Consider the following 21,975-nt stretch of genomic DNA (forward strand, 5'->3'; position numbering starts at 1 on the left):
ATGAGCCCCCTCTCATGAGCCCCCTCGCGCGGCAGAATAAACACCATGCACCTCAATCTCGGCCTGGCCAAGACCATCAACCGGGCAACCCATGTCACCCGCGGCTTCCGCCGCATCGTCATGGTGACCGCCGCAGGCGAGGGCCGCCCTGGCCGTCTCGTCGCCGATCTCACCAACGAGTTCTCCCGGCGGGGAATCGATGTGTCACAGCTCCCGATCGAGGGATCCGAGGACACCGCTTCGTCAATGCCTGCCCCGGCACACAAGGTGCTAGCGAAATGGTCACGTCACCGTCAGGGGACGGCGCGCCACGAACTCGTTGAGAGCCTCGACCACCAGTGCGCACTTATCGTTACTGATCCCCGTCGTCTTGACGAGATCGTCGGCCTTCAAGCCCAGTCGAACCGCCCCGTCGTCGTCCTGCTCGCCACCGACCCTGACAACGCTCCTGACAAGCTTCCGGAAATTGTTGACGTTGTCGTCACCCCTAACCCCCAGACCGAACCTTGGGAACACCTCGGCGTCCCGGTGCATTCCATCGGCGTCCCGGCGACTGGCGGCAGTCCGGCCCCTGGCGACCGCCCCAACCGAATTGCCCTACTTGGCCCGTGCACCGATGAGCAGCTTGCCGACGCTCTCCTCGCCTTCGACCACGCCTGCCAAGTTGTGCCCGGCTGGTCCTTGGAGATCTGCCTTGACGATGAATCCAGAGCCCGCTCGGCAGTGGCAGCCCGCCGCGACGTCGGTATTCACCCAGCTGGATCCGAAAACACGGTTATGAACCAGAGCGAGTTGGCCCTCGTCATGACCCGCAAGGAAGATCTGGCCTCCCGAATCCTCGACGCCGCTGGCGCCGGCCTGCCCGCAGCCGCTTACGCCGACACCCCTGCGGCAGCTGACATCTTGTCGCGGTGCGGATACCCTGCCGCCGGCGAGTTGTCGAGCGCCCTGGCCCAGGGCATGGCTGACGCACCGCTGCGTCGGATCCAACGGGAGTATGTCGCCGAGGTCCTTGCCGACCACGCCGGCGCAAAGATCGGCGAGGCATGGCTCGACCTCATGTTCAATGTTGGGCGGAGTCACCACTGAGCCGGTTCTCTACGGCGCGTAGCGTATCCGAGAACGTGTTCGGCCCACCCACTCGCCACGCGGAACACGGTCTCCACGCGGCGCCGTCAAACCTTCTGGGTACACTCGCATGGGGGGTTGCCCGTGTGAAACGGGCGCCGAACCCGACATGTAGCCGGAAGGAGGAGCCGGGTGGGATTCCTGGACAAAGTCGAGAAGTCGATCGAAGGTGCCGTCAGCGGCGTCTTCGCGCGCGCCTTCCGTGGCGAGGTTGAACCGGTGGAGATCGCTGGTCGGCTGCAGCGCGAGCTCGACTCCGAGGCGCAAATCCTGTCCCGCGACAAGTCACTGGTCCCGAACGATTTCGTCGTCCGCTTGTCCAGCCGTGATTACGAGCGTCTAGTCCCCTACACCAAGACCCTTAACGCCGAGATCATCCCAACCCTGCGCGACCACGCCAGTGAACGTCACTACGTGTTCAACGGGCCTATCCACATTCGGTACGACTTAGACGACGCCCTTCCAGTGGGTAAGTTCACCGTCCTCACCGGGGAAAACCACGCAAAGGCCGTCTCAGATCGGCGTGCACCGCTCGTGCTGGAAGTCGACGGGGTGCGCCATCCCCTCACCCCTCCGGGACTGACGATTGGCCGTGGGTCTGACGCCGACATCCGCATCAACGATCCGGGTATCTCTCGCCTCCATGCTCGTATCAACGTCTGGCCCCAGGGCAACGACATTGGTTTGTCCATTGAGGACCTCGACTCCACCAATGGGGTGACGGTCAATGGCGTCAAGGTCACCAGCACCGAACTTGGCGACGGGTCACGCATCGAGATCGGCTCAACGAGGATGCTGGTCCACTCGCCGACGAGGATCTGATCGTGAGCGAATTTCTCGTCACACTATTACGCATCGCTTATCTGGCGATATTGTGGATCTTCATCCTGTTTGTCACCAATGTCATTCGTACCGATATCTACGGTCACCGGGTTCCTCGCAATGCTGGAGAAGCCGCCGTGGAATCCGGACGACGCAGTAAAGGCCGCAGAACTCGTCGTCGTGAGCCTGCCCCAATACCAACCGGCCTGCAGGTCATTTCGGGGAGTCGAGCTGGCACCTTTGTTCCGCTAGCCAACGGCGTCACGGTAGGGCGCGGCAACGACTGCACCCTACCGATCGACGACGACTACGCCTCCACCCGCCATGCCGAGTTCAGCCCAGGGATCGACGGCGCATGGTTCGTTGAGGATCTGGCCTCGACCAACGGCACCCATGTCAACGGTGAGCGCATCGAGAATCCGACGCGCCTGTCGGTGGGGGACGAGGTGCGAATTGGCAGGACCACCATGACCGTCACCGGTAGGCGATGAGCAATGGCCTTTTCCCTCGATATTCGATGCCACTCCGAAATCGGTCTGGTCCGACGCAATAATCAAGACTCGGGATACGTCTCCCCGAGGATGCTCGTCGTCGCTGACGGCATGGGAGGCGCAGCCGCGGGTGACCTTGCCTCGACCGTCGCGGTACGCCATGTTGCTAAGGCCGACCGAAGGTTCTCCGGCGAGGGCTCACCAGCTCGCCCCCAAGGTGAGGAGATGCTCACCGTTCTTTCCGGTGCGGTAGCCGACGCCAACGACGAACTGGCGGATCTCGTCGCATGGGACTCCTCCCTTGAAGGGATGGGAACGACCTTCTGTGGCGCGATGTTCTCTGGTACCCAGCTTGGCATCGTTCACATCGGCGACTCCCGTGGCTATTTGCTGCGTCAAGGCCGGATGAAGCGTATGACTCACGATCATTCCTGGGTGCAGTCTCTTATTGACGATGGGCGGATTACTCCCGAGGAGGCCGCTGTTCACCCGCACCGATCCCTCCTGCTCAAGGTGCTTAATGGTCAGCCTCAGCACATCCCGGACACTCAGATCGTGGATCTTCGTTTGGGTGACCGCATTCTCTTCTGCTCCGACGGACTATGCGGTCTGGTTAACGACGATACGATCGGCGAGCACCTCAACACCACCAACCTCGACGACGTCGTCGATCTGCTCACAACAGACGCCCATGCTGGCGGCGGCACTGACAACATCACCATCGTCGTCGCCGAGGTCGTTGAGGCCGACCCCAACCTGGACGCTTCCGAACCACACATCATTGGCGCAGCAACGACCCGCAAAGTACCCGAGCATGAGGTCACCGCCCCACTGCCCCTCGATCAACCGGCATCCGCGACAAACAATGACGGCAAGTCAACCGTATTGTTCGACTCCGAGGCTGAAGAGTCGATGCGCTACGCCCCCGTTGACTCCATGACCCGTCACCGCCGCCATTGGTTGTGGCCCGTCGTCATCTTGGCCTTCGTCGCTGTGGTAGTCGGCGGCATTTTTGGCGCTCGCGCCTACCTCAACACCCAGTACTACGTTGGTACCGACGACGACACAGTAGCCATCTACCAAGGATCACCCGACAATTTAGCCTGGATTCAGCTATCTCACGTCACCGAGAAAACCAACATCAAAACTGCTGATCTTCCCCGCTATTACCGAGACCGCGTCTTGGGGAATATAAGGGTCTCGTCCATGGATTCAGCCCACGCCACAGTTGCTGAACTGCGTACTGGGGCTCAACAGTGCAAGGTAATAAGGGAGGCTGCCACTGCGCCACCTCCTACTAAACCCGCGACGCCCCCCTCAACACCCCCGCAACCTTCCGCCAGCGGACCCACCGCGAACGCCCATCACACTCCCCAGCCGTCCGCTGTACCAACCCCGGCCATGCCGACGCCAACTTCCGCTATGCCCTCACCGAGCGCCGCAGGCCATGAAGTCGACCTCCCGGCCGTCACTTCGGGGGATTGCCAATGAGTATCGGACAGGAATTTGATGACGGCACCGTCGTCATCCAGGCCAAGAGGCGCTGGACGGAACTCTTCATGCTCCTCATCGCCTGGGCTATCGGCTTCGGCGGATGGGTTCTCACCGAGCTCAACATCAACCACGTGCTGCCAGATACGTGGACAACCGTCGGCGGCGTGTGGCTGGCGGTGGCTATCGTCGCGCATATTTTCGTGAGGTTCGTCATTCCCTACGCTGACCCGGTAATCCTGCCTATCGTCTTCACTCTCAATGGGCTCGGGCTAGCGATGATCCATCGCATCGACTACATTCCTGATCCGCACTATCACCGCATGGATGCCCAGACTTTGTGGACGGCTTTGGGTATTGTCCTCTTCGTCGCGACGCTGCTCATCCTGCGCGACCACCGCAACTTGCAGCGCTACCCGTATGTACTGTTCATTGTGGGCCTGGTTTTCCTCATGCTGCCCTTGGTGCCGAGCCTGGGCATGGCGACGTTGGGGTCGCGGGTGTGGATCCACGTTGGCTCCTACACCTTCCAGCCAGCCGAAGTATCAAAGGTCGTGCTCGCTATCGCTTTTGCTGGCTACCTCGTCGACAATCGTGACGTCCTTTCCCGCGCCGGACACAAGATCCTTGGAATCACTCTGCCGCGCGCCCGCGACCTCGGGCCAATTGCCGTTATGTGGGTAGCAACGATGCTCGTCATCGTCTACCAGAACGACCTGGGCACCGGAATGCTGTTCTACGGCATGTTCGTCGTGATGCTGTACATCACCACCGAACGAGTCGGATGGGCCATACTAGGGGCGGTGAGCTTCCTCGGCGGCGCTGTGCTGGCGTATACCTGCTTCGGCCACGTACGAGTTCGCTTCGACTCATGGCTGCACCCATTCAGCAACTACACCCAGAACTACCAAATCATCCAGGCACAATTCGGGCTCGCCTGGGGAGGATTAGCCGGACGCGGCTGGGGGTTAGGACGCCCCGGCATGGTTCCGCTAGCGTGGAGTGACTTCATCGCTACATCCATAGGTGAGGAACTCGGCGTCACCGGCCTCATGGCCGTCATCGTGCTCTTCTTCATCCTTACCGCCCGCGGAATGCGCACCAGCCTCGGTTGCCGTGATGACTTCGGCAAGCTTATGGTCGCTGGCTTGTCCTTCACCCTCGCCCTGCAGGTCTTCGCCATCATCGGTGGCGTCACCCGCCTTCTACCATTGACCGGTCTGACAACGCCATTTATGAGTCAAGGTGGTTCTTCGTTGATCGCAAACTGGGTCATCGTTGCGATCATCATGATCGTCTCACACCGGAACCGAAAGCCTGCCGACGACTTCACCGCCACCGTCCCGGCACCTGATCCGCAACAGGCCATCACCGGAGGCACGCGATGAATAGACAAATTCGCGCAGTCTCTTTGCTCGCCGGGCTGATGTTCCTGGCCCTCATGGTCAACCTCACAGGTTCGGCTATGTTCCGGCAGGCCAGTCTCAACAACGATCCCCACAACGTCCGGGTGCGTGACGCGGAGTTCTCCCAGAACCGCGGCAATATCCTCGTCGGTTCGAGACCGATCGCCACCACGACGTCAAGCAATGGCAAGTTCGCCTATCAGCGTGTGTACCCGTCGGGGCCGAAGTACGCACCCATCACCGGGTATTACTCCTACTACTACGGGCGATCCATGCTGGAGCAGACCCAGAACGCCCAGCTCACCGGAACCTCCGATGCCCAATGGCTCTCTCGCATCACCGGCACCTTATCTGGCCACAAACCTGAAGGCGGCTCTATCACCACGACGATTAACGCCAAAGCACAGGATGCCGCGTGGGACGGACTCAGGGGAAAGAAGGGCGCTGTCGTCGCATTGGACTACACCACCGGCGCGGTGCTGGCTATGGCGTCGTCCCCCTCCTATGATCCCAACGAGCTTGCCTCCCACCACCTCAATGACACCACCCGAGCATGGAAGAACCTCGTTGCGGACCCGTCGTCTCCGCTGACGAACCGCGCGACCCGAGAAATCTACCCTCCGGGGTCAACATTCAAACTGGTGACCGCCGCGGCAGCTCTCCAGAACGGGTACCACCCGAATTCCATGGTCGACTCACCGGAAAATTGGATCCTGCCGGGCACTCGCACCCCGCTGACGAACGAGACCAACTGTGGGGGCAGCAGGATCACCTTGGCCCACGCCCTTGACATCTCGTGCAATACCGCCTTCGGTAAAGTTGGCGTGAGCCTGGGCCAAGACAAGATCCGAGATCAGGCTGAGCGATTCGGGTTTGGCAAGGTTGTCAACTCCGATGTGTCCTCAGCCGCATCAAGATTCCCGCAGAACCTCACCGATGCGCAGTTGGCGCAGAGCTCCATCGGCCAGTACGACGTCGCAGCCTCTCCGCTGCAAATGGCCATGGTGACTGCCGGCATCGCCAATGGCGGCAAACTCATGACCCCTTATCTCACCGCGCAGGTGAGAGCATCAAACCTGCAGGTAGTCTCCGAACATCACCCGAAGCAGATGTCTCAACCGATGACAAAGGAGTCGGCCGAGCAGCTGAAGGCGATGATGGTCTCGGTGGTCAACAATGGCACTGGCAAGAGGGCGCGCATTAATGGGACCACCGTCGGCGGTAAGACCGGCACCGCCCAGACGGTAAAAGGTAAGGCCCCCTATGCGTGGTTCGTCGGATGGTCGGACAACCCGCACGTCGCAGTAGCGGTCTTCATCCAATCTTCGGACACCGCCATCAATGAAGTCTCAGGAGGCCGACTCGCGGCTCCCATCGCTAGAGATGTCATCGAGGCGATGAGATGACAAGCAGACAAACAACCCACTACGTCAACACAAAGGAGATCCCTCAATGAGCGCTGAGAGTTGGCTCTCCGGGCGTTACGAGCTGCAGAATCTCATCGGTCGTGGCGGCATGGCCGATGTCTGGAAGGCCCGCGACCACCGCCTTGGCCGCGACGTCGCGGTCAAGAAGCTGCGCACTGACCTCGCCAGCGACGACACCTTCCAAGCGAGGTTCCAGCGCGAGGCGCAGTCGGCTGCGCGGCTTAATCACCCCAATATCGCCGCCGTGTACGACACAGGTGAAACGAAAGACCCGGCTACCGGCCTGCCGGTGCCGTTTATCGTCATGGAGCTCATTGACGGTCACACCCTGCGCGACGTGCTACGTGACGGTCGCAAGATCCTCCCCCGGCGTGCCCTGGAGTTCACTCAAGGTGTGCTCGATGCGCTGAGCTACTCCCACGCCGCCGGCATTGTCCACCGCGACATCAAACCAGCTAACGTCATGCTCACCCGCGAGGGCTACGTCAAGGTCATGGACTTCGGTATCGCACGAGCGGTCGCCGACACCTCCGCCACCATGACCCAAACGGCCGCCGTCATAGGCACGGCCCAGTACCTATCCCCTGAGCAAGCCCGCGGCGAGACCGTCGACAATCGCGCTGATATCTATGCCACCGGCTGCCTTCTCTATGAGCTGCTGGTCGGGCGCCCACCGTTTATCGGTGACTCCCCCGTCTCGGTGGCCTACCAGCACGTCCGCGAGGTCCCGGCCCCACCGTCCTCCCTGGACGCTGAGATCACCCATCAGATGGACGCAATCACCCTCAAGGCGCTCGCCAAGGACCCGGCGGATCGTTACCAGACTGCCAAGCAGATGCGTGACGACATTGATCGCCTACTCTCGGGACGCGAACCTTTTGCGATGCAGAATTACGCCGATTCTGAGGCTGATACCGAGGAGCAGACTCACCTTATTCCAGCCGCTGCAACCGATCCCGTCCCTGCCACTGCTGCTCAGCAAGACGAGGCCAGCCCTGCTAGCGCTGAAAGTCCCCAGGAGCCTGAAGAGCCGCATCGTAAACGTTGGCCGGTTATCATCGTCACGATCGTAGTCGTGGTGCTGCTCGCCCTGCTCGGGTTCGGATTACATAAGATCTTTAATTCGTCCTCGCAGCCCTCTCCGGCTCCTACACCATCCAGAACGGTGAAGATGGTCAAAGTTCCAGCCGTCACCGGCTTGAGCCAACAGGGGGCAACCTCAACCCTGGAAAATGCCGGTCTGAAGGTCCAGGTCGACCACGTTCAAAAGGACCAGGCGACCGCCAACCAGGTCGTCTCGCAAAGCCCAGCCGCTAACGAGAAGGTTCCTGCCGGTAGCGACGTGAAGATCACGGTTAACGATGGCCCGAAGCAGCTAACGATCCCGCGCAATATCGTCGGACTGCCTAAGAACGACGCCCTTAAAGCCCTTAAGGATGCCGGGTTCTCTGATAGCCAGATCAAGGCAACTAACGACGACCCCAAGACTGAGCCGAATTCGGCGAAAGCTGGCGCCGTTGACGCTGTCAGCCCGGGAGCCGGAACGACACTGACCCCAGATCAGCAGGTCACCTTGACGATCGCCACCGGCAAGTCGGTGGTGCCGAACCTTAAGGGTATGAGCGTCGAAGAGGCTAATTCGGCCGCTGGATCAAGCGGATTCTCCATCTCGGTGGAGCGTCAGGTGACGTCCTCTGCTGCTCCAGGAACGGTCTTTGACCAGGATCCGGATTATGGGGCTATTGCTAACAGGTCAACGGCCATCAAGGTGCTCGTTGCCGTGGCACCGCCAGCCCCAGAGCCTACTCGCGAGCCACCGACGAACTCCGCTCCTTCCGAGGAACCGTCCTCGTCGTCAATCGCACCGGTCCCGCCGGCCCCGACGACTGCAGTACCCACGACTAGTTCGTCGTCGGGCCGCTGAAGCCCGATGCGCTCATCGGCGGGCTCATCTGGCTGGCGCTAGCGGGGGCTTCGATGTCCCCACACCACAGCGTCCGCTAAATTGCCCGGCTCAACGCGGCGTGGCGTGACTCACAGCAACGGCGCCGGTGTAGGCAGGCATGGTGACTTGGCCAGCTCTCTCCACCGACCACCCGAGCTGGTAAGCACTCACGTATTCCTTGTAAATGCGCACCGCTTCAGAGGTGTCGAGAGCTTTCTGCATGGCGTTGAGGTCCCCGATCGCCTCGATGACGTAGGGAGGAGCGTAGGCCACGCCATGCAGGACCACGGTATTACCGACGCATTTCACGGCTGTGGTGGAGATGACTCGCTGCCCCTGAATGGTCATGGCCTCTGCTCCCCCAGACCACAAGGTGTTGACAACCATCTGGATGTCCTGCTGGTGGACGACCAGCATGTTGGCGTCGACCCCGTCCGGATTCTCGCTGAGGGGCGCGTCGTCGAGCGTGACGCGCAGGGCTTTACCACTGACAGCTTCCAAACCAACGGACGGCGCTAAAGCCGACGCCGACGAGATGACCGAGGACGTGACGCCCGGAGTCTGATTAGCTTTGGAAAGGTCTTCCACCTGCGCCCGCAGACCGGCTGCCTCCTTCTGCAAGGCGGCGTTGTGACTGGCCTGGCTACGCACCAGGGTGGCCATGTCGGTATCACGCTCGGGCCGAAGATCGTGACCGCGTGAATTGATAGCAGCCGTCGTCATCATGAGACCAGCCAGGGCCATGACAATCACGCTGGCGGATCTAGCTAGACGAGGGTGCCGCGAATCCGAACGGACGTCCTGAATAGAGGGGTCTGTCGTAGCCTGCGATCTATCCTCGTCGATATCGACGGATGCGTCGTCGGGACGGACGTCATCAGGGTCGTTGTCGTCGCTCATCGTCCCCTCCTCGCAGGCTGACCCGTGTCGCCGGAATTGGCGATCGTCCTCTAGGCTAGTCAAGCAAGACTTGTCCCATCACGCTCGGTGGGCGTGTCCTCGAACCCCAGGAGTAGTCACCGTGCCCGAATCGAAGGTCAGACCGCAAGCCAAGAAGAAGGCCCAGGCCAAGAACCGGGCCACAATGGACGAACGACGAGCCGAAAAAAAGGCTGCACCGGTTGATCGCTCATGGGTCCCGAAGGTCTTCGTCCCCCTCTTTTTACTCGGAGTGTTGTGGCTGATCGTCTACTACATCGCAGGTAATCAGATCCCCGGTATCAGCAACCTGGGTGACTGGAACATCCTCATCGGCATGGGGCTCATGGCTGCTGGATTCGGCGTCGCTACCCTGTGGAAATGAGCGGGAGGCCCACCAGGGATGTCCCGGCGGGCCTTCAGTCAGTGTTCCGGCTTGAGCAGCGGGAAGAGGATCGTCTCGCGGATCCCAGCGTTGGTAAAGAGCATCACCAGCCGGTCGACACCCAGCCCCAGACCACCCATGGGCGGGCAGCCGAATTCCAGGGCCTCGAGGAAGTCCTCGTCAAGCTGCATCGCCTCAGGGTCACCCGCGGCAGCAGCGAGGGATTGCTTGGTAAGCACTTCGCGCTGGATGACTGGGTCGACGAGCTCGGAGAAGCCAGTACCGCGCTCCATCCCGCCAATGATGAGGTCCCAGGCCTCAACCATGCGAGGATCGTCGCGGTGCGGACGGGCCAGCGGCTGGGCGATAGCCGGGTAATCACAGACGAAGGTGGGGTTGATAAGGCCCGGCTCGACGAGTTCACCGAAAAGCTCCATAACGACCTTGCCGGCCTCCCAAGACTGGTCGATCTCAATCTCGTGCTCAGCGGCGATGGACTGCAACTCCTCCAACGGGGTGTCAAGGGTGACTTCACGCCCTAGTTTTTCCGACAGGCCTGGGTAGACGCTGACCCAACGCCACTGCCCGTCGAGGTCGATAGTGCCCTTGGGGGTCTCAATCTGATGGACGTCGAGGGCGTCGGCCACCGCCATGATGATGTCCTTGATCACCTCAGCAATAGTGAATTGGTTGCCCCAGCTCATGTAGGCCTCGAGCATAGAGAACTCGGCCGAGTGGCTGGAATCAATACCCTCGTTGCGGAAGACCCGACCCATCTCGTAGACCCGATCGGTGCCGCCGACCATCGTCCGCTTGAGATAGAGCTCAAGAGCGATACGCAAACTCATGTCAATGTCGAAGGCATTGAGGTGGGTATTAAACGGGCGGGCTGCGGCACCACCGTGGACCAACTGCAGGATCGGAGTCTCGATCTCAAGGAAACCGCGCTCGTCGAGGGCGCGACGCACCGCGCGGGTGATAACGGCGCGGGTGCGCACCATCTGGCGAGACTCTTCACGAACGACGAGATCCGCGTAGCGACGACGCACCCGGCTCTCCTCCGAGAGCTCCTTATGGAGGGTCGGCAGCGGACGCAGAGCCTTGGAGGCCATCCGCCACTCAGCAGCCATGATGGATAACTCACCACGACGAGAGACGACGACTCGGCCACGCACCCAGACGTGGTCACCCAGGTCAACGTCGGACTTCCACGCAGCCAAGGACTCATCGCCCACCTCGGCTTTGGAAAGCATGATCTGCAACCGCTCACCGTTGGAAGTCTCGGTAAACCCGTCCTGCAAGCTGGCGAAACACAGTTTGCCGGTATTGCGGACAAAGACGACACGTCCGCCGACGGTGACCTCATCGGTGGTCTCCTCGCCAGGCGCCAAGGTCAGCTCCCCGGTGTCGTCGGTGTATTTCTGACGAACCTGGACCAGGGTGTGGTCGCGTAGCAAATCGACCGGATAAGCCTGGCCTCCGTCAGCGATGATCCGGGCCCGCTTGTCGAGGCGGACCTGCATCTGCTCGGAGACGTCAGGGGACTGGCTGGATGCAGTGTCAGAACTCACCAGGGAATCTTATCGAAACAACAAGCTGACGACGATTTCACCTATGCTATCCCGCCTTCGAAGTTGTCATCACCTCTAACTAGCTACCTAATTCCTTATCTCCGCTACCTTCCTGGTGCTTGGAGTGCACGCATGGTCATACGCAAAGAGACCTTCACCAACCTGCACGGTTGTGACGACGTGGTGTACGCAGGCAAGGACGTCAAGTCAGCGGGTAGTGGCCCCACCCCTCGCACCTTGAAGCAATCGACTGCCGGCTTCCGGCACCGTTCGCCCATCACAGTCGGGGAAAACGAACTAAACGCCAAGCATGGTGGACCAAGTCTGAAGATGCACAGACTCCATCTGCTCCAACTCGAATCCCATGTCATCCACCAAATGCACACTCGGCTCATTATTAGCGTCAATGCGCCCATACACTTTGGCCCTCGGCAGCCCTCCCTCACGCGCTTTCTGCACAGCGCAATCCTTGAGAACCTGCACGAGTTCTCTGGCCAATCGGCCCCCTTTGCCTCGCTCGGACACATTTATGGCAACTGCACAGATGAAGAAATTGACATAGCTGCCGTCGCCATCTTTGCTAATACTCACTTCAGTGTCCGCGGCGGCCACAATGACCCCGCTCCTCCGCGCGAGCAGTAAACGCCGCGTGCCTCTTTTCTTGGCCCTTCCGCACCCTCTGTCGCGAAAGTAACTCTGGACCTCGAGCTCCCACGGCTTAGGATGTCGCAGCGCTCTACCCCCGGGGGACTTCGGTCGATCTGTGGTGCATTGGAACGACTGAAGTGCTCGCAACGCTTCTTTATCCTGGTTCGAGACCTACGTCCACCCGATCCCATCCTCAATCGTCACAATGCAGACTCCCCAGCCCCGTCGTCACGCCTACGACGATCCAACATCGTTCTCTCGTACCGCTCGACCATCTCCTCCTCGCTCGGCGGCTCAGGAAAATCGATGTCGTCAACGGGGACACCTAAAACCCTGGAAGTCAGCATCGGATCCGCGTTACCTTTCTCCGTCTCCTCAAGCAACGCAGCTATGACAGTCGGGGACCAATCAGGGACGAATACATCTCGGTATCGCTCCGCCGCGCTAGTTCTGGCGAGTGTGAGTAACTTCGGAGTCGTCAGCTCCAAGGCTTCGCGAACCTCATCCGACGCTTTCAATCTCAATGTCTCAATTCTGACCCTCATCGCAGCAGCCGAGACCTTGGCCTCCCAAACCATCCGAGCGACATCCGCGCGGGTCAATGCGGGCCAATTGAAGTTCCTCATCCATTTCTCGGGCAGCAGCAATTCCGCAGCGAAAGCGTTCGCTTGTTTTTCGTCCGCCTCGCCCGCGATGTCTCCATCACGATCCAGGTGCCCTTGAACGAGATGCCCTAGCTCATGGGCCAGAGACCAAGTCGTACGAGCCCAGAACTGTTTGTTCAGCACAACAACGCGCCGCCCGACGATGCACAGAGAGTAATCCGTCGACAATCCGGAACGCTTCATGACGTCAACGTCGAGAACCTCTTTCACGCGCGCGGCGAAGTCATTAACGAATCCATCACCCAATGCTTCACGCATCTGTTTGGCGGTCTTCGGCAGAACCACCGAACTAGCCCTGAGACTTCCATGCGCGGCCCGGTACACCTCAGCTATATGGTCGAGGACCTCGCGATCTTTCTCCCGTCCTTCGTTGATATGCCGATGAGTATCGAAATCATACGTGTGCCGAGCGGCAAACCTCATGGCATAGGGATCCTTGTGCCCCGTCACCAACCAATGAGCACTGGCCCCGAGCACCTCCGCAGCCTTGCCCAACTCGGTCATGGTGATACCACGTTTTCCGTTGAGCATTCGCGACAAGGCATCAGGCGTCATCTCCATTGCCTCAGCCAGTGACTGCTGGGTCATACCCTCAGGCATCCGCGACTTGATACGTTCCCCAATCTCACGCATATCTTCACTCATGGAGACATCCTACGCGAAAATTGGGAAAATCCCAATATCTTACCCGCTACTGCTCGTCGGTGAGCTTGCACACCCCGTCAGAATCAACCAGAAGAACTCCGCCACCACAAGCGTCTCATCCCCCTCACAACACCCCACCTCCTGCGACACACAGCCTACCGACCTACCGCATGCGGGCGACCAACCGTGAACTCCACTAAGGTGGTCGTGCCGCTCGCATTGATCCGGCAAACCGGCGGCGGTTGCACACATCCCCGTCCGAGGAGTATTCGTGCTGGCAAAACTCGTGACCCGACACCTGAGGGCCTATCGGCTGCACGTTGCCGTCATCATCGTTATGCAGGTTTGCGCCCAAATCGCGGCCCTGACCTTGCCAACCATCAACGCAGACATCATCAACAAGGGCGTCGTAACAGCGGATACCGGATATGTCACCACCCACTCCCTCTTCATGCTGGCGATCGCTTTAGGGCAGACCATCTGCCAGGTCATTGCGGTTTATCTCGCCGCTCAGGTGGCGATGGGAACGGGCCGTGACATTCGCGACGCCATCTTCACCCGCACCCTTGACTTCTCGGCCCGAGAGATCAACAAATTCGGAGCACCATCACTCATTACCCGGACTACCAACGACGTCCAGCAGGTGCAAATGCTGGTCTTTATGACCCTGGCAATGCTCATCGGGGCGCCGATCATGATGATGGTCGGGATCATCATGGCCGTGCGCGCCGACGTTTCCCTGTCGTGGATCATCATGGTGGCAGTCATCCTGCTAGCCATCGGTGCGGGGCTGATCGTCTCCCGGATGGGGCCACTGTTTAAGCGTCAGCAGAAACGCATCGACGACCTCAACCGAGTCGTGCGTGAACAAATCACCGGCATCCGCGTAGTGCGAGCTTTCGCCCGGGAGCGCCACGAAGCGGCACGTTTCGACGCCACCAGCTCCTCCCTGCGCGACATCCAGGTGAACGTCGGCCGGACTATGGCGGCGATGTTCCCCCTCGTCATGCTCATCATGAACCTGTCCCAGATTGCGGTGTTCTGGTTTGCGGCCACACGGATTGACGACGGACAGACCGAAGTCGGCATTTTGGCCTCATTCACCACATACCTCATGCTGATTCTCATCAGCGTCATGATGGCGGTCATGCTCATCGTCATGTGGCCACGAGCCTCGGTATGCGCAAACCGCATCGAGGAAGTGCTGCACACCTCGTCGTCTCTCACCATTGATCCCGAACCTGTAATGGCCCTGCCCGACGCTCCGACCTTGCTAGAGTTTCGCGACGTTACATTCAGCTACCCCGGCGCTTCTGAGCCGGTTCTCCACGACATCTCCTTCACCTTGGCCCGTGGCACGACGACAGCCATCATCGGTTCCACTGGGTCGGGGAAATCAACCCTGGTCAACCTCATCCCCAGGCTCGTCGACGTCACTCACGGACAAGTACTCGTCAACGGAACCGACGTGCGCCGTTACGACCCTGAAACCCTATGGAGCTGCATCGGACTGGTGCCCCAGCGGCCCTACCTCTTCGGTGGCACGGTAGCGTCAAACCTGCGTGATGGTCGCTGCGACGCAACTGACAAGGAGCTCTGGAACGCCCTGCACGTCGCACAGTCAGACGATTTCGTCTCCCACATGGACGGAAAGTTAGAGGCCACCATCACCCAAGGTGGCACCAACGTCTCCGGAGGTCAGCGGCAACGCCTATCCATCGCCCGAGCCTTGGTCAAAGATCCCCACATTTACATTTTTGACGATGCCTCCAGCGCCCTCGACGTGGCCACCGACTCCCGACTCAGAGCCGCCCTCGAGGCCAATCATGGCGACGCCGCGATGCTCATCGTCGCCCAGCGGGTCTCGACGATCCGCAACGCCGATCAGATCCTCGTCCTCGACGCCGGACACATCGTCGGTAGGGGAACTCACGACGAACTCATCAAGTCATGCCCGACCTACCTCGAGATTGTCGACTCCCAGCTATCGATCGAGGAGGCGGCATGACCGGCAAGGACGCCCAGCAGGCACCTACCAGGAATGAGCAGGCTGAGATCGCCCGGGCCTCCTCCCAACAAGGCCATCGTGGTAGTCAGGTTGCCGAAAAACCCATTTCTTTTGGGCCCTCCCTCAAGCGACTGCTCGGCCAGCTCAAACCCCATCGCATCACGCTGACGATCGTCGTCATCATGGCCGCGATCTCAGTGGCTTTCAACGTCATCGGCCCGAAAATCCTGGGCCGCGCCACCGACGTCATTTTTGGCGGCATCGTCGGAAAACAGATAGGCAAGCACATTCCCGCAGCCCGGGGCATGTCAGCCGACACATTCATCAACACACTCGGAAAAGCCAGCCACGGTGGAGATCGAGGAAAGATCATCACCCTGCTGCAGCAATATCCTCATGTCGTCATCGGTTCCGGCATCGATTTCCACCGGCTCGGCGTCATCATAGGTTGGGCGTTGGGCCTGTACGCCTGCGCAGCCCTCTTAATGTTCCTGCAGGGGTTCCTGCTCAACACCGCCATTCAGCGATCCATGTACGACTTGCGCCGCCAGGTCAGTGCCAAACTAGACAAGCTGCCACTGTCGTACTTTGATGGTCAGCCCCACGGCGAGCTCATGAGCCGGATGACCAACGACATCGACAACGTCTCCCAGACCTTGCTACAAACCTTGCAGCAGCTCCTCAACGCTCTGTTGACGATCATCGGCGTGTTGATCATGATGTTTTGGATCTCACCGCTGTTGGCCGTCATTTCCCTAGTCGTCATCCCGATCGCCGGGGTCATCGCAGGCCTCATCGGCAAGAGGGCCCAGGGACAGTTCGCCCAGATGTGGAAAGCCACCGGCGAACTCAACTCGTGGGTGGAGGAGGCGCACTCCGGCCATGCCCTCGTCAAAACCTTCGGGCGCAGCCGGGCTGTCGCCCAGGAATTCCACGAACGAAACGAGGAACTGCGTCAGGCGACCACCAAGGCCCAATTTGTCTCCGGCCTCATCCAACCAGTGATGTTCCTGCTCGGTAACGCCAACTACGCCATCATCGTCCTCATCGGATGTCTGCGGGTGGCGAAGGGCCAGATGCCGCTAGGCAACGTGCAGGCCTTCATCCAATACTCCCGAATGTTCACCCAGCCGATAACCCAGATTGCCTCCATGGCAAATCTGCTGCAGTCCGGGGTGGCTTCCGCGGAGCGGGTGTTCCAAGTTCTCGACGCCGACGAATTATCCACGGATACTCACGGAAGCCTCCCAGCCACGAAGGGACGAGTCGTCTTCGACCACGTTCGCTTCTCCTACAACCCGGACAAGCCTCTCATCACCGACCTATCCCTGGTCGCAGAACCAGGACAGACGATTGCGGTCGTCGGACCCACGGGAGCCGGCAAGACGACGCTGGTGAATCTGCTCATGAGGTTCTACGAGATTGATGACGGAACCATCACCCTTGACGGCGTTGATATTTCCGCAGTCCCTCGCGCCGAACTGCGCTCCCGGCTTGGCATGGTCCTACAGGACACTTGGCTATTCAGCGGAACTATCCACGACAACATCGCCTACGGCTGCCCTGAAGCATCCGAAGAAGACATCCTTGACGCGGCGCGAGCCGCCCACGTCGACCACTTCGTCCACACCCTGCCCGACGGCTATGACACCATCATTGATGAGGACGGATCCAATGTTTCGGTGGGTCAAAAGCAGCTCATCACCATCGCTAGGGCCTTCCTAGCGGCCCCGGACCTACTCATCCTTGACGAAGCCACTAGTTCGGTGGACACCCGCACTGAGATGCTCGTTCAGGAGGCGATGGCCAACTTGCGCAAGGGGCGTACTAGCTTCGTCATCGCCCATCGCCTCTCCACTATCCGGGACGCTGACCTCATCCTCGTCATGGAACACGGCGACATCGTCGAGCAGGGAAGCCATAGTGAGTTGCTCGAACACCAGGGCCACTACTACGAGTTGTACCAAGCGCAGTTCGCCGCGGCGAGTCACGAATGAGACACCGCACCCACATTCTTAGCAACAGGCTCTAAAGTTGATGGGGTGCCCGCCGGGGCACAGCGTCCGGCCAGCCCCCAGCCGGTCGTTCTCATCGACGAAAGAGACCCATGGCCGAGGTCAAAAACTCCCAGCTGACTGCCCACAACGACACTGACATGGCGAAGGACCAGACGAAGGTCCTGCAACGTACCCTCAACCGATTCGACATCGTCTTCCTCATCGTCTCTGCGGTGGTCGGGCTGGAGATGCTGGGATCGGTCTCAGCCGAAGGCCCCGAAACCTTCACCTGGCTGGTATTCCTCATCATCGTCTTCCTCATCCCCTATTCCCTCATCTTCGCCGAGACCGGCTCGGCCTTCGTCGGCGAGGGAGGGGTGTACCTATGGACCCGACGTGCCTTTGGGCGGCCAGCTGCCGCCGTCACCAGTGTCTTCACCTGGATCACCCAGCCGGTATGGGTGGGCGGCTCGATGGCTTTCCTCAACGCGGAGGCCGCCCGCAACCACCTCGTTCACTTTTCCGCAGGATCAGCTGGTGACTACCTATTTAAGCTGGCCTTCATCTGGCTAACGGTGTTCGCCGCTATCTTGTCCCTAGCGAAAGCCAAATGGATTCCTACTGCCGGCGCCTTTTTCAAAATCTCCTTCCTGTGCTTGTTCTTAGTCACGGCAGCCGTGTATGCGGCCCAACACGGCGTCCAGCCCCTCGGTCTTGGTAACTTCTCTCCCACCCTGCGCGGATTCATCACCCTGACGCCTTTACTGCTCTTTGCTTTCCTTGGTTTTGAGGGTGGATCGAGCGCGTCGGGGGAGATGCGCAACGCCCAGCACGACGTCTCGGTCTCGGTGCTCCGTTCGGCCACTATGGCTGGAATTTTTTACCTCCTTCCAGTGGCGACGATTTTGCTCGTCCTGCCCCCCTCCGACATCGACGGAGTCTCGGGACTGCTTAAAGCCGTCAATACCGTCTTCTCGGTATATGGGCCGGCTGCCGAACCGATGATGGCGTTAGCCCTCGTTATGTTCACTTTGGCAAATATCGGTCAGGGCGCGGCGTGGATGATCATGTCCGACCGAATGCAGGCCATGGCCGCTGCTGATGGTTCCTTCTTCGGTGGGTTTTTCGGAAAGTTCCACCCCCGGCTGGGCACGCCGGTGCACGTCAACCTGTTATCGGGGATCGTCTCCACTCTTTTCATGCTCGCCGCCATGGAGTTGACGGGTTCTAGCGCTGACCTGTTTAACGTCGTCCTCGGAGTGGCAGTAACGACCTACCTGTTCAGCTACCTGCTTATCATCCCCGCCGCAGCCAAATTGCGGCTCAGCGAGCCCGACGTCGAACGGCCCTTCCGGGCCGGCCCGAACTGGTTTTTCATCCTCATGTGCGTAGTGACGACGACATTTGTCGCCTTTGGGTCATGGGTGAGCATCTTCCCAGGCACCCTGGAGGCCCTTGTGGGAATGCCTCACGACTTCTCCAAAGCCCAGGGGGTCTCGTATGCCTCCTTCGAGGCGCTGACGCTCGGCACCCTGGCGTTCATCATCGTCATGGCGCTCATCGGCTACTGGCGTGGGGCTCCACTACGCCGGGCGGGTATCTCCACTGAGTCTTAAACGGCGCCTGGAGGCGTGACCAACCGTCAACGGGGGCTCACAGGCGCGAACCGACGTGCGATTAACTGGTCTCGGCGGTCATGCGGATGCAGCGCGAACGTCACCAGCAACATGGCACGCACCTGGCCTTTTGGTCTGTTTTTGCGCAACACCACTCAGTCGGGCCAAACCGGTGACCTCGGATAGTAAGGTACCCGCCATGGATGCCCAACTGATCGCCCGATGGCAATTCGGGATCACGACGGTCTACCACTTCTTCTTCGTCCCGATCACGATCGCGCTATCGATGCTCGTGGCGGTGATGCAGACAGTGTGGCTTAAGACCCGCAACGACCGTTATCTTCGTCTGACCAAGTTCTACGGCAAGCTCTTCCTCATCAACTTCGCCCTCGGCGTCGTCACCGGAATCGTGCAGGAGTTCCAGTTCGGCATGAACTGGTCGGAATACTCGCGATTCGTTGGCGACATCTTCGGTGCTCCGCTGGCCCTTGAGGCCTTGGTGGCCTTCTTCATGGAGTCCACCTTCGTTGGCTTGTGGGTGTTCGGCTGGGAGAAACTCCCCAAGGGAGTCCACCTGGCGTGCATCTACCTGACCGCCATTGGCACCATGATCTCCGCAGTATTCATCCTCGCGGCAAACTCCTGGATGCAGAATCCTGTCGGAGCCAGCTACAACCCAGTCACCCACCGGGCCGAGCTGACCGATTTCGGGGCCGTGCTAAGCAATCCGGTATTCAAGGCGACTTTCGTTCACCAGATCTCATCTTCCTACACGGTGGCTGGCGCCCTTATCGCCGCCATCGCCTTCTGGCACTTGGCCAAAGTCGCCAGGGGACGCACCACCTCCCAGATCTCCGACGCCGAAGAGGTCGAGAGCGTCCGCACGTGGCGCTGGGCCTCGAAGTTCGGCGCATGGGTGCTCATTGTCGCTTGCGTCGGCGTTGTGCTGAGTGGCGACTACCAGGGCAAGGTCATGACCGACGCACAGCCCATGAAGATGGCTGCTGCCGAGGCGGCTTACCAGAACACCTCGGACTTCTCAGTGCTGACCATCGGCAACAAGGACGGCTCGGAGGAGGTGTGGGCTCTCAAGATACCCGGCATGCTCGGCTTCCTCGGTAACGGCAAGTGGGGCTCGCAGGTCAAGGGCATCAACGAGCTCAAGAGCTATCAGGTCCACGAGTACACCTACCATCGCAAGGACGGCTCGCAGACCCCCCTGCAGGCCTCTTACCAGAATGTGCTGCGTCAGAAGATCGACGCCAACGGCATCAAACTCGAGCCGAACGTCCCGTTGTCCTACTGGACCTTCCGCATCATGATCACCCTCGGCATGATCGGTGGCCTTATCGGCCTCGTCATGCTCATCGCAATGCGCGGAGGCCGCAACCCGAAGCCGCACGGGTGGCTGACCTTCTTCATGATCGCCCTACCCCTGCTGCCACTGTTCGCCATTTCCTTCGGTTGGATATTCACGGAGATGGGACGCCAGCCTTGGATCGTCGCGGGTGTGCTGCCAACTACGGCAGCCGTCTCACCCAACGTTTCGGCCGGCAGCGTGCTTTTCTCGACCATCGCCTACACCGTCGTCTACGGAATTCTGGCGGTCGTCGAGGTGGGGCTGTTCTGGAAGGCCCTCAAGGAGGGGCTGCCTGAGCTCTCCACCCGTGATCAACCTGTTACCGAGGGCGAGGACACTCCGTTGTCCTTCGCATACTGAGGAGGTAACGACATGCTTCCCGTTCTTGAAACTACTGCCCACTCGCCCCTGACGATCGTCTGGTTCGTCCTCATCACCGTTCTGTGGGTCGGATTCTTCTTCCTCGAAGGATTCGACTTCGGCGTCGCCATGCTGCTGCCCTTCCTGGGACGTGACGACAAGGATCGTCGTCTCATGGTCAACACCATCGGACCGACCTGGGACGGCAACGAGGTGTGGTTGCTGACCGCCGGTGGCGCTACCTTCGCCGCCTTCCCCGGCTGGTACGCGACGATGTTCTCCGGTCTGTACCTGCCACTACTACTGGTGTTGCTCGGTCTCATCGTCCGTGGCGTTGCCTTCGAATATCGTTCGAAGAACCCGTCCTCCTCGTGGCGCAACGCTTTCGACTGGATGGCCACTATTGGTTCCTTCCTGCCCACCTTGGTGCTCGGCGTCGGCTTCGCGAACTTCGTCCGCGGCCTGGCCGTCGGCCCGCACTCGACCCCAGACGGCGGCACTGCGCCGTTAGTGACGACCTCCTTCTGGGGCTTGTTCACCCCGTTCGCCCTCATCGGCGGCATTCTGTTCGTGGTGCTCTTCTGCGCTCACGGAGCTAACTTCGTCGCGCTCAAAACGATGGGTGACATGCACGACCGCGCTCGCAAGACCTCGGCCAAGCTGGGCTGGATCGCCACCGTCGTTGCCCTGGTGTGGGCCTTGATGTTCAACATCATGTACGTCACCCGAGACGGACGTCAGGTGCTCACCTGGATCATCTGCTTGCTCGTCGTCGTGCTGCTGGCCGCTGGTTCGGCGGTCGTCGCCAAGGGCCGCGAGGGGCTGGCTTTCCTGTGCACCGCTCTGGGTATCGCCCTCATGATCGTTGCCTGCATGTTCGCCATGTACGGTAACCTCGGGTACCGCCCGTCGGGTATCGCATTCGACATGTGGATCGCCTCCGCAACCGGCCGGACACTGAAGATCATGACGATCAGCGCCTGCGTCTTCGTGCCGATTGTGCTGGCCTACCAGGTCTGGAGTTACTGGGTGTTCCGCAAGCGCCTCACTCGGGAGGCCATCCCGGACACCGCGGTGGCTGCCTAATCCGTG

Annotated in this window: 17 protein-coding genes; 14 read left to right on the forward strand and 3 right to left on the reverse strand. The window is 60.2% G+C overall.

The features are described 5' to 3' along the window. Positions 1-45: 45 nt before the first annotated feature. From ACOYO3_RS11270 to pknB, 7 genes are all read left to right on the forward strand, one after another. A complete protein-coding gene (locus tag ACOYO3_RS11270) occupies positions 46-1,089 on the forward strand; it encodes a hypothetical protein (protein ID WP_002522937.1) in 1,044 nt (347 codons plus the stop codon). A gap of 171 nt (positions 1,090-1,260) precedes the next feature. Continuing rightward, the gene (locus tag ACOYO3_RS11275) at positions 1,261-1,950 is read left to right on the forward strand and encodes an FhaA domain-containing protein (protein WP_002517207.1); all 690 of its coding nucleotides are present in this window, start codon (positions 1,261-1,263) and stop codon (positions 1,948-1,950) included. A gap of 2 nt (positions 1,951-1,952) precedes the next feature. Beyond that, the gene (locus ACOYO3_RS11280; protein ID WP_002524639.1) at positions 1,953-2,441 is read left to right on the forward strand and encodes an FHA domain-containing protein FhaB/FipA; all 489 of its coding nucleotides are present in this window, start codon (positions 1,953-1,955) and stop codon (positions 2,439-2,441) included. Between the two features lie 3 nt (positions 2,442-2,444). After that, entirely contained in the window at positions 2,445-3,932 is a 1,488-nt protein-coding gene (locus ACOYO3_RS11285) for a PP2C family protein-serine/threonine phosphatase (protein WP_002517157.1), read from the forward strand. Then, positions 3,929-5,320, forward strand: coding sequence for an FtsW/RodA/SpoVE family cell cycle protein (locus tag ACOYO3_RS11290; protein WP_002524638.1), 1,392 nt, complete (start codon positions 3,929-3,931; stop codon positions 5,318-5,320). The genes ACOYO3_RS11285 and ACOYO3_RS11290 overlap by 4 nt, the downstream gene beginning before the upstream one ends. Next, positions 5,317-6,744 (forward strand): peptidoglycan D,D-transpeptidase FtsI family protein, encoded by a 1,428-nt coding sequence (locus tag ACOYO3_RS11295; protein ID WP_002524637.1) that lies wholly within the window; start codon positions 5,317-5,319, stop codon positions 6,742-6,744. The genes ACOYO3_RS11290 and ACOYO3_RS11295 overlap by 4 nt, the downstream gene beginning before the upstream one ends. A 46-nt stretch (positions 6,745-6,790) precedes the next feature. Continuing rightward, positions 6,791-8,689: a Stk1 family PASTA domain-containing Ser/Thr kinase gene (gene pknB, locus ACOYO3_RS11300; protein ID WP_002524636.1), complete on the forward strand. Its 1,899-nt coding sequence runs from the start codon at positions 6,791-6,793 to the stop codon at positions 8,687-8,689. 90 nt (positions 8,690-8,779) lie between these two features. Here the strand turns inward: pknB and ACOYO3_RS11305 are convergent, their stop codons facing one another. After that, entirely contained in the window at positions 8,780-9,610 is an 831-nt protein-coding gene (locus tag ACOYO3_RS11305) for a DUF881 domain-containing protein (RefSeq protein ID WP_002517097.1), read from the reverse strand. Between the two features lie 121 nt (positions 9,611-9,731). Between ACOYO3_RS11305 and ACOYO3_RS11310 the strand changes: the two genes are divergently transcribed. Then, a complete protein-coding gene (locus tag ACOYO3_RS11310) occupies positions 9,732-10,013 on the forward strand; it encodes a cell division protein CrgA (RefSeq protein ID WP_002517214.1) in 282 nt (93 codons plus the stop codon). A 38-nt stretch (positions 10,014-10,051) separates the two neighbouring features. Here ACOYO3_RS11310 and lysS read toward each other — a convergent pair whose 3' ends face one another. Further along, entirely contained in the window at positions 10,052-11,584 is a 1,533-nt protein-coding gene (lysS, locus tag ACOYO3_RS11315) for a lysine--tRNA ligase (protein ID WP_002517110.1), read from the reverse strand. Positions 11,585-11,716: 132 nt separating this feature from the next. Between lysS and ACOYO3_RS11320 the strand changes: the two genes are divergently transcribed. Continuing rightward, the gene (locus ACOYO3_RS11320; RefSeq protein ID WP_002524635.1) at positions 11,717-12,226 is read left to right on the forward strand and encodes a hypothetical protein; all 510 of its coding nucleotides are present in this window, start codon (positions 11,717-11,719) and stop codon (positions 12,224-12,226) included. A gap of 206 nt (positions 12,227-12,432) precedes the next feature. On the opposite strand, the gene ACOYO3_RS11325 is transcribed toward ACOYO3_RS11320, so the two are convergent. Next, positions 12,433-13,542: a helix-turn-helix domain-containing protein gene (locus ACOYO3_RS11325; RefSeq protein ID WP_002517109.1), complete on the reverse strand. Its 1,110-nt coding sequence runs from the start codon at positions 13,540-13,542 to the stop codon at positions 12,433-12,435. A gap of 271 nt (positions 13,543-13,813) precedes the next feature. Between ACOYO3_RS11325 and ACOYO3_RS11330 the strand changes: the two genes are divergently transcribed. From ACOYO3_RS11330 to cydB, 5 genes are all read left to right on the forward strand, one after another. Beyond that, a complete protein-coding gene (locus ACOYO3_RS11330; RefSeq protein ID WP_002525526.1) occupies positions 13,814-15,550 on the forward strand; it encodes an ABC transporter ATP-binding protein in 1,737 nt (578 codons plus the stop codon). Next, positions 15,547-17,547 carry an ABC transporter ATP-binding protein gene (locus tag ACOYO3_RS11335; RefSeq protein ID WP_002522926.1) on the forward strand — a complete coding sequence of 667 codons (2,001 nt, stop codon included), beginning with the start codon at positions 15,547-15,549 and terminating at the stop codon, positions 17,545-17,547. The genes ACOYO3_RS11330 and ACOYO3_RS11335 overlap by 4 nt, the downstream gene beginning before the upstream one ends. 110 nt (positions 17,548-17,657) lie before the next feature. Continuing rightward, on the forward strand, positions 17,658-19,163 hold the full coding sequence (locus ACOYO3_RS11340; protein ID WP_002524632.1) for an APC family permease: 1,506 nt from the start codon (positions 17,658-17,660) through the stop codon (positions 19,161-19,163). 199 nt (positions 19,164-19,362) lie between these two features. Further along, positions 19,363-20,883, forward strand: coding sequence for a cytochrome ubiquinol oxidase subunit I (locus tag ACOYO3_RS11345; protein ID WP_002522924.1), 1,521 nt, complete (start codon positions 19,363-19,365; stop codon positions 20,881-20,883). A gap of 12 nt (positions 20,884-20,895) precedes the next feature. Then, entirely contained in the window at positions 20,896-21,969 is a 1,074-nt protein-coding gene (cydB, locus tag ACOYO3_RS11350; protein ID WP_002517210.1) for a cytochrome d ubiquinol oxidase subunit II, read from the forward strand. Positions 21,970-21,975: the final 6 nt, after the last annotated feature.

The sequence above is a fragment of the Cutibacterium sp. KBN10P07758 genome (genome assembly GCF_050286205.1).
GTDB lineage: Bacteria > Actinomycetota > Actinomycetes > Propionibacteriales > Propionibacteriaceae > Cutibacterium > Cutibacterium acnes.

Bases quoted from the DNA above. Each gene is read 5' to 3' on its own strand.
- ACOYO3_RS11320 (WP_002524635.1), top strand. From the start codon at position 11,717: ATGGTCATACGCAAAGAGACCTTCACCAACCTGCACGGTTGTGACGAC.
- pknB (WP_002524636.1), top strand. From the start codon at position 6,791: ATGAGCGCTGAGAGTTGGCTCTCCGGGCGTTACGAGCTGCAGAATCTC.
- ACOYO3_RS11270 (WP_002522937.1), top strand. From the start codon at position 46: ATGCACCTCAATCTCGGCCTGGCCAAGACCATCAACCGGGCAACCCAT.
- ACOYO3_RS11340 (WP_002524632.1), top strand. From the start codon at position 17,658: ATGGCCGAGGTCAAAAACTCCCAGCTGACTGCCCACAACGACACTGAC.
- cydB (WP_002517210.1), top strand. From the start codon at position 20,896: ATGCTTCCCGTTCTTGAAACTACTGCCCACTCGCCCCTGACGATCGTC.
- ACOYO3_RS11335 (WP_002522926.1), top strand. From the start codon at position 15,547: ATGACCGGCAAGGACGCCCAGCAGGCACCTACCAGGAATGAGCAGGCT.
- ACOYO3_RS11290 (WP_002524638.1), top strand. From the start codon at position 3,929: ATGAGTATCGGACAGGAATTTGATGACGGCACCGTCGTCATCCAGGCC.
- ACOYO3_RS11305 (WP_002517097.1), bottom strand. From the start codon at position 9,610: ATGAGCGACGACAACGACCCTGATGACGTCCGTCCCGACGACGCATCC.
- ACOYO3_RS11285 (WP_002517157.1), top strand. From the start codon at position 2,445: ATGGCCTTTTCCCTCGATATTCGATGCCACTCCGAAATCGGTCTGGTC.
- ACOYO3_RS11295 (WP_002524637.1), top strand. From the start codon at position 5,317: ATGAATAGACAAATTCGCGCAGTCTCTTTGCTCGCCGGGCTGATGTTC.
- ACOYO3_RS11345 (WP_002522924.1), top strand. From the start codon at position 19,363: ATGGATGCCCAACTGATCGCCCGATGGCAATTCGGGATCACGACGGTC.
- ACOYO3_RS11325 (WP_002517109.1), bottom strand. From the start codon at position 13,542: ATGAGTGAAGATATGCGTGAGATTGGGGAACGTATCAAGTCGCGGATG.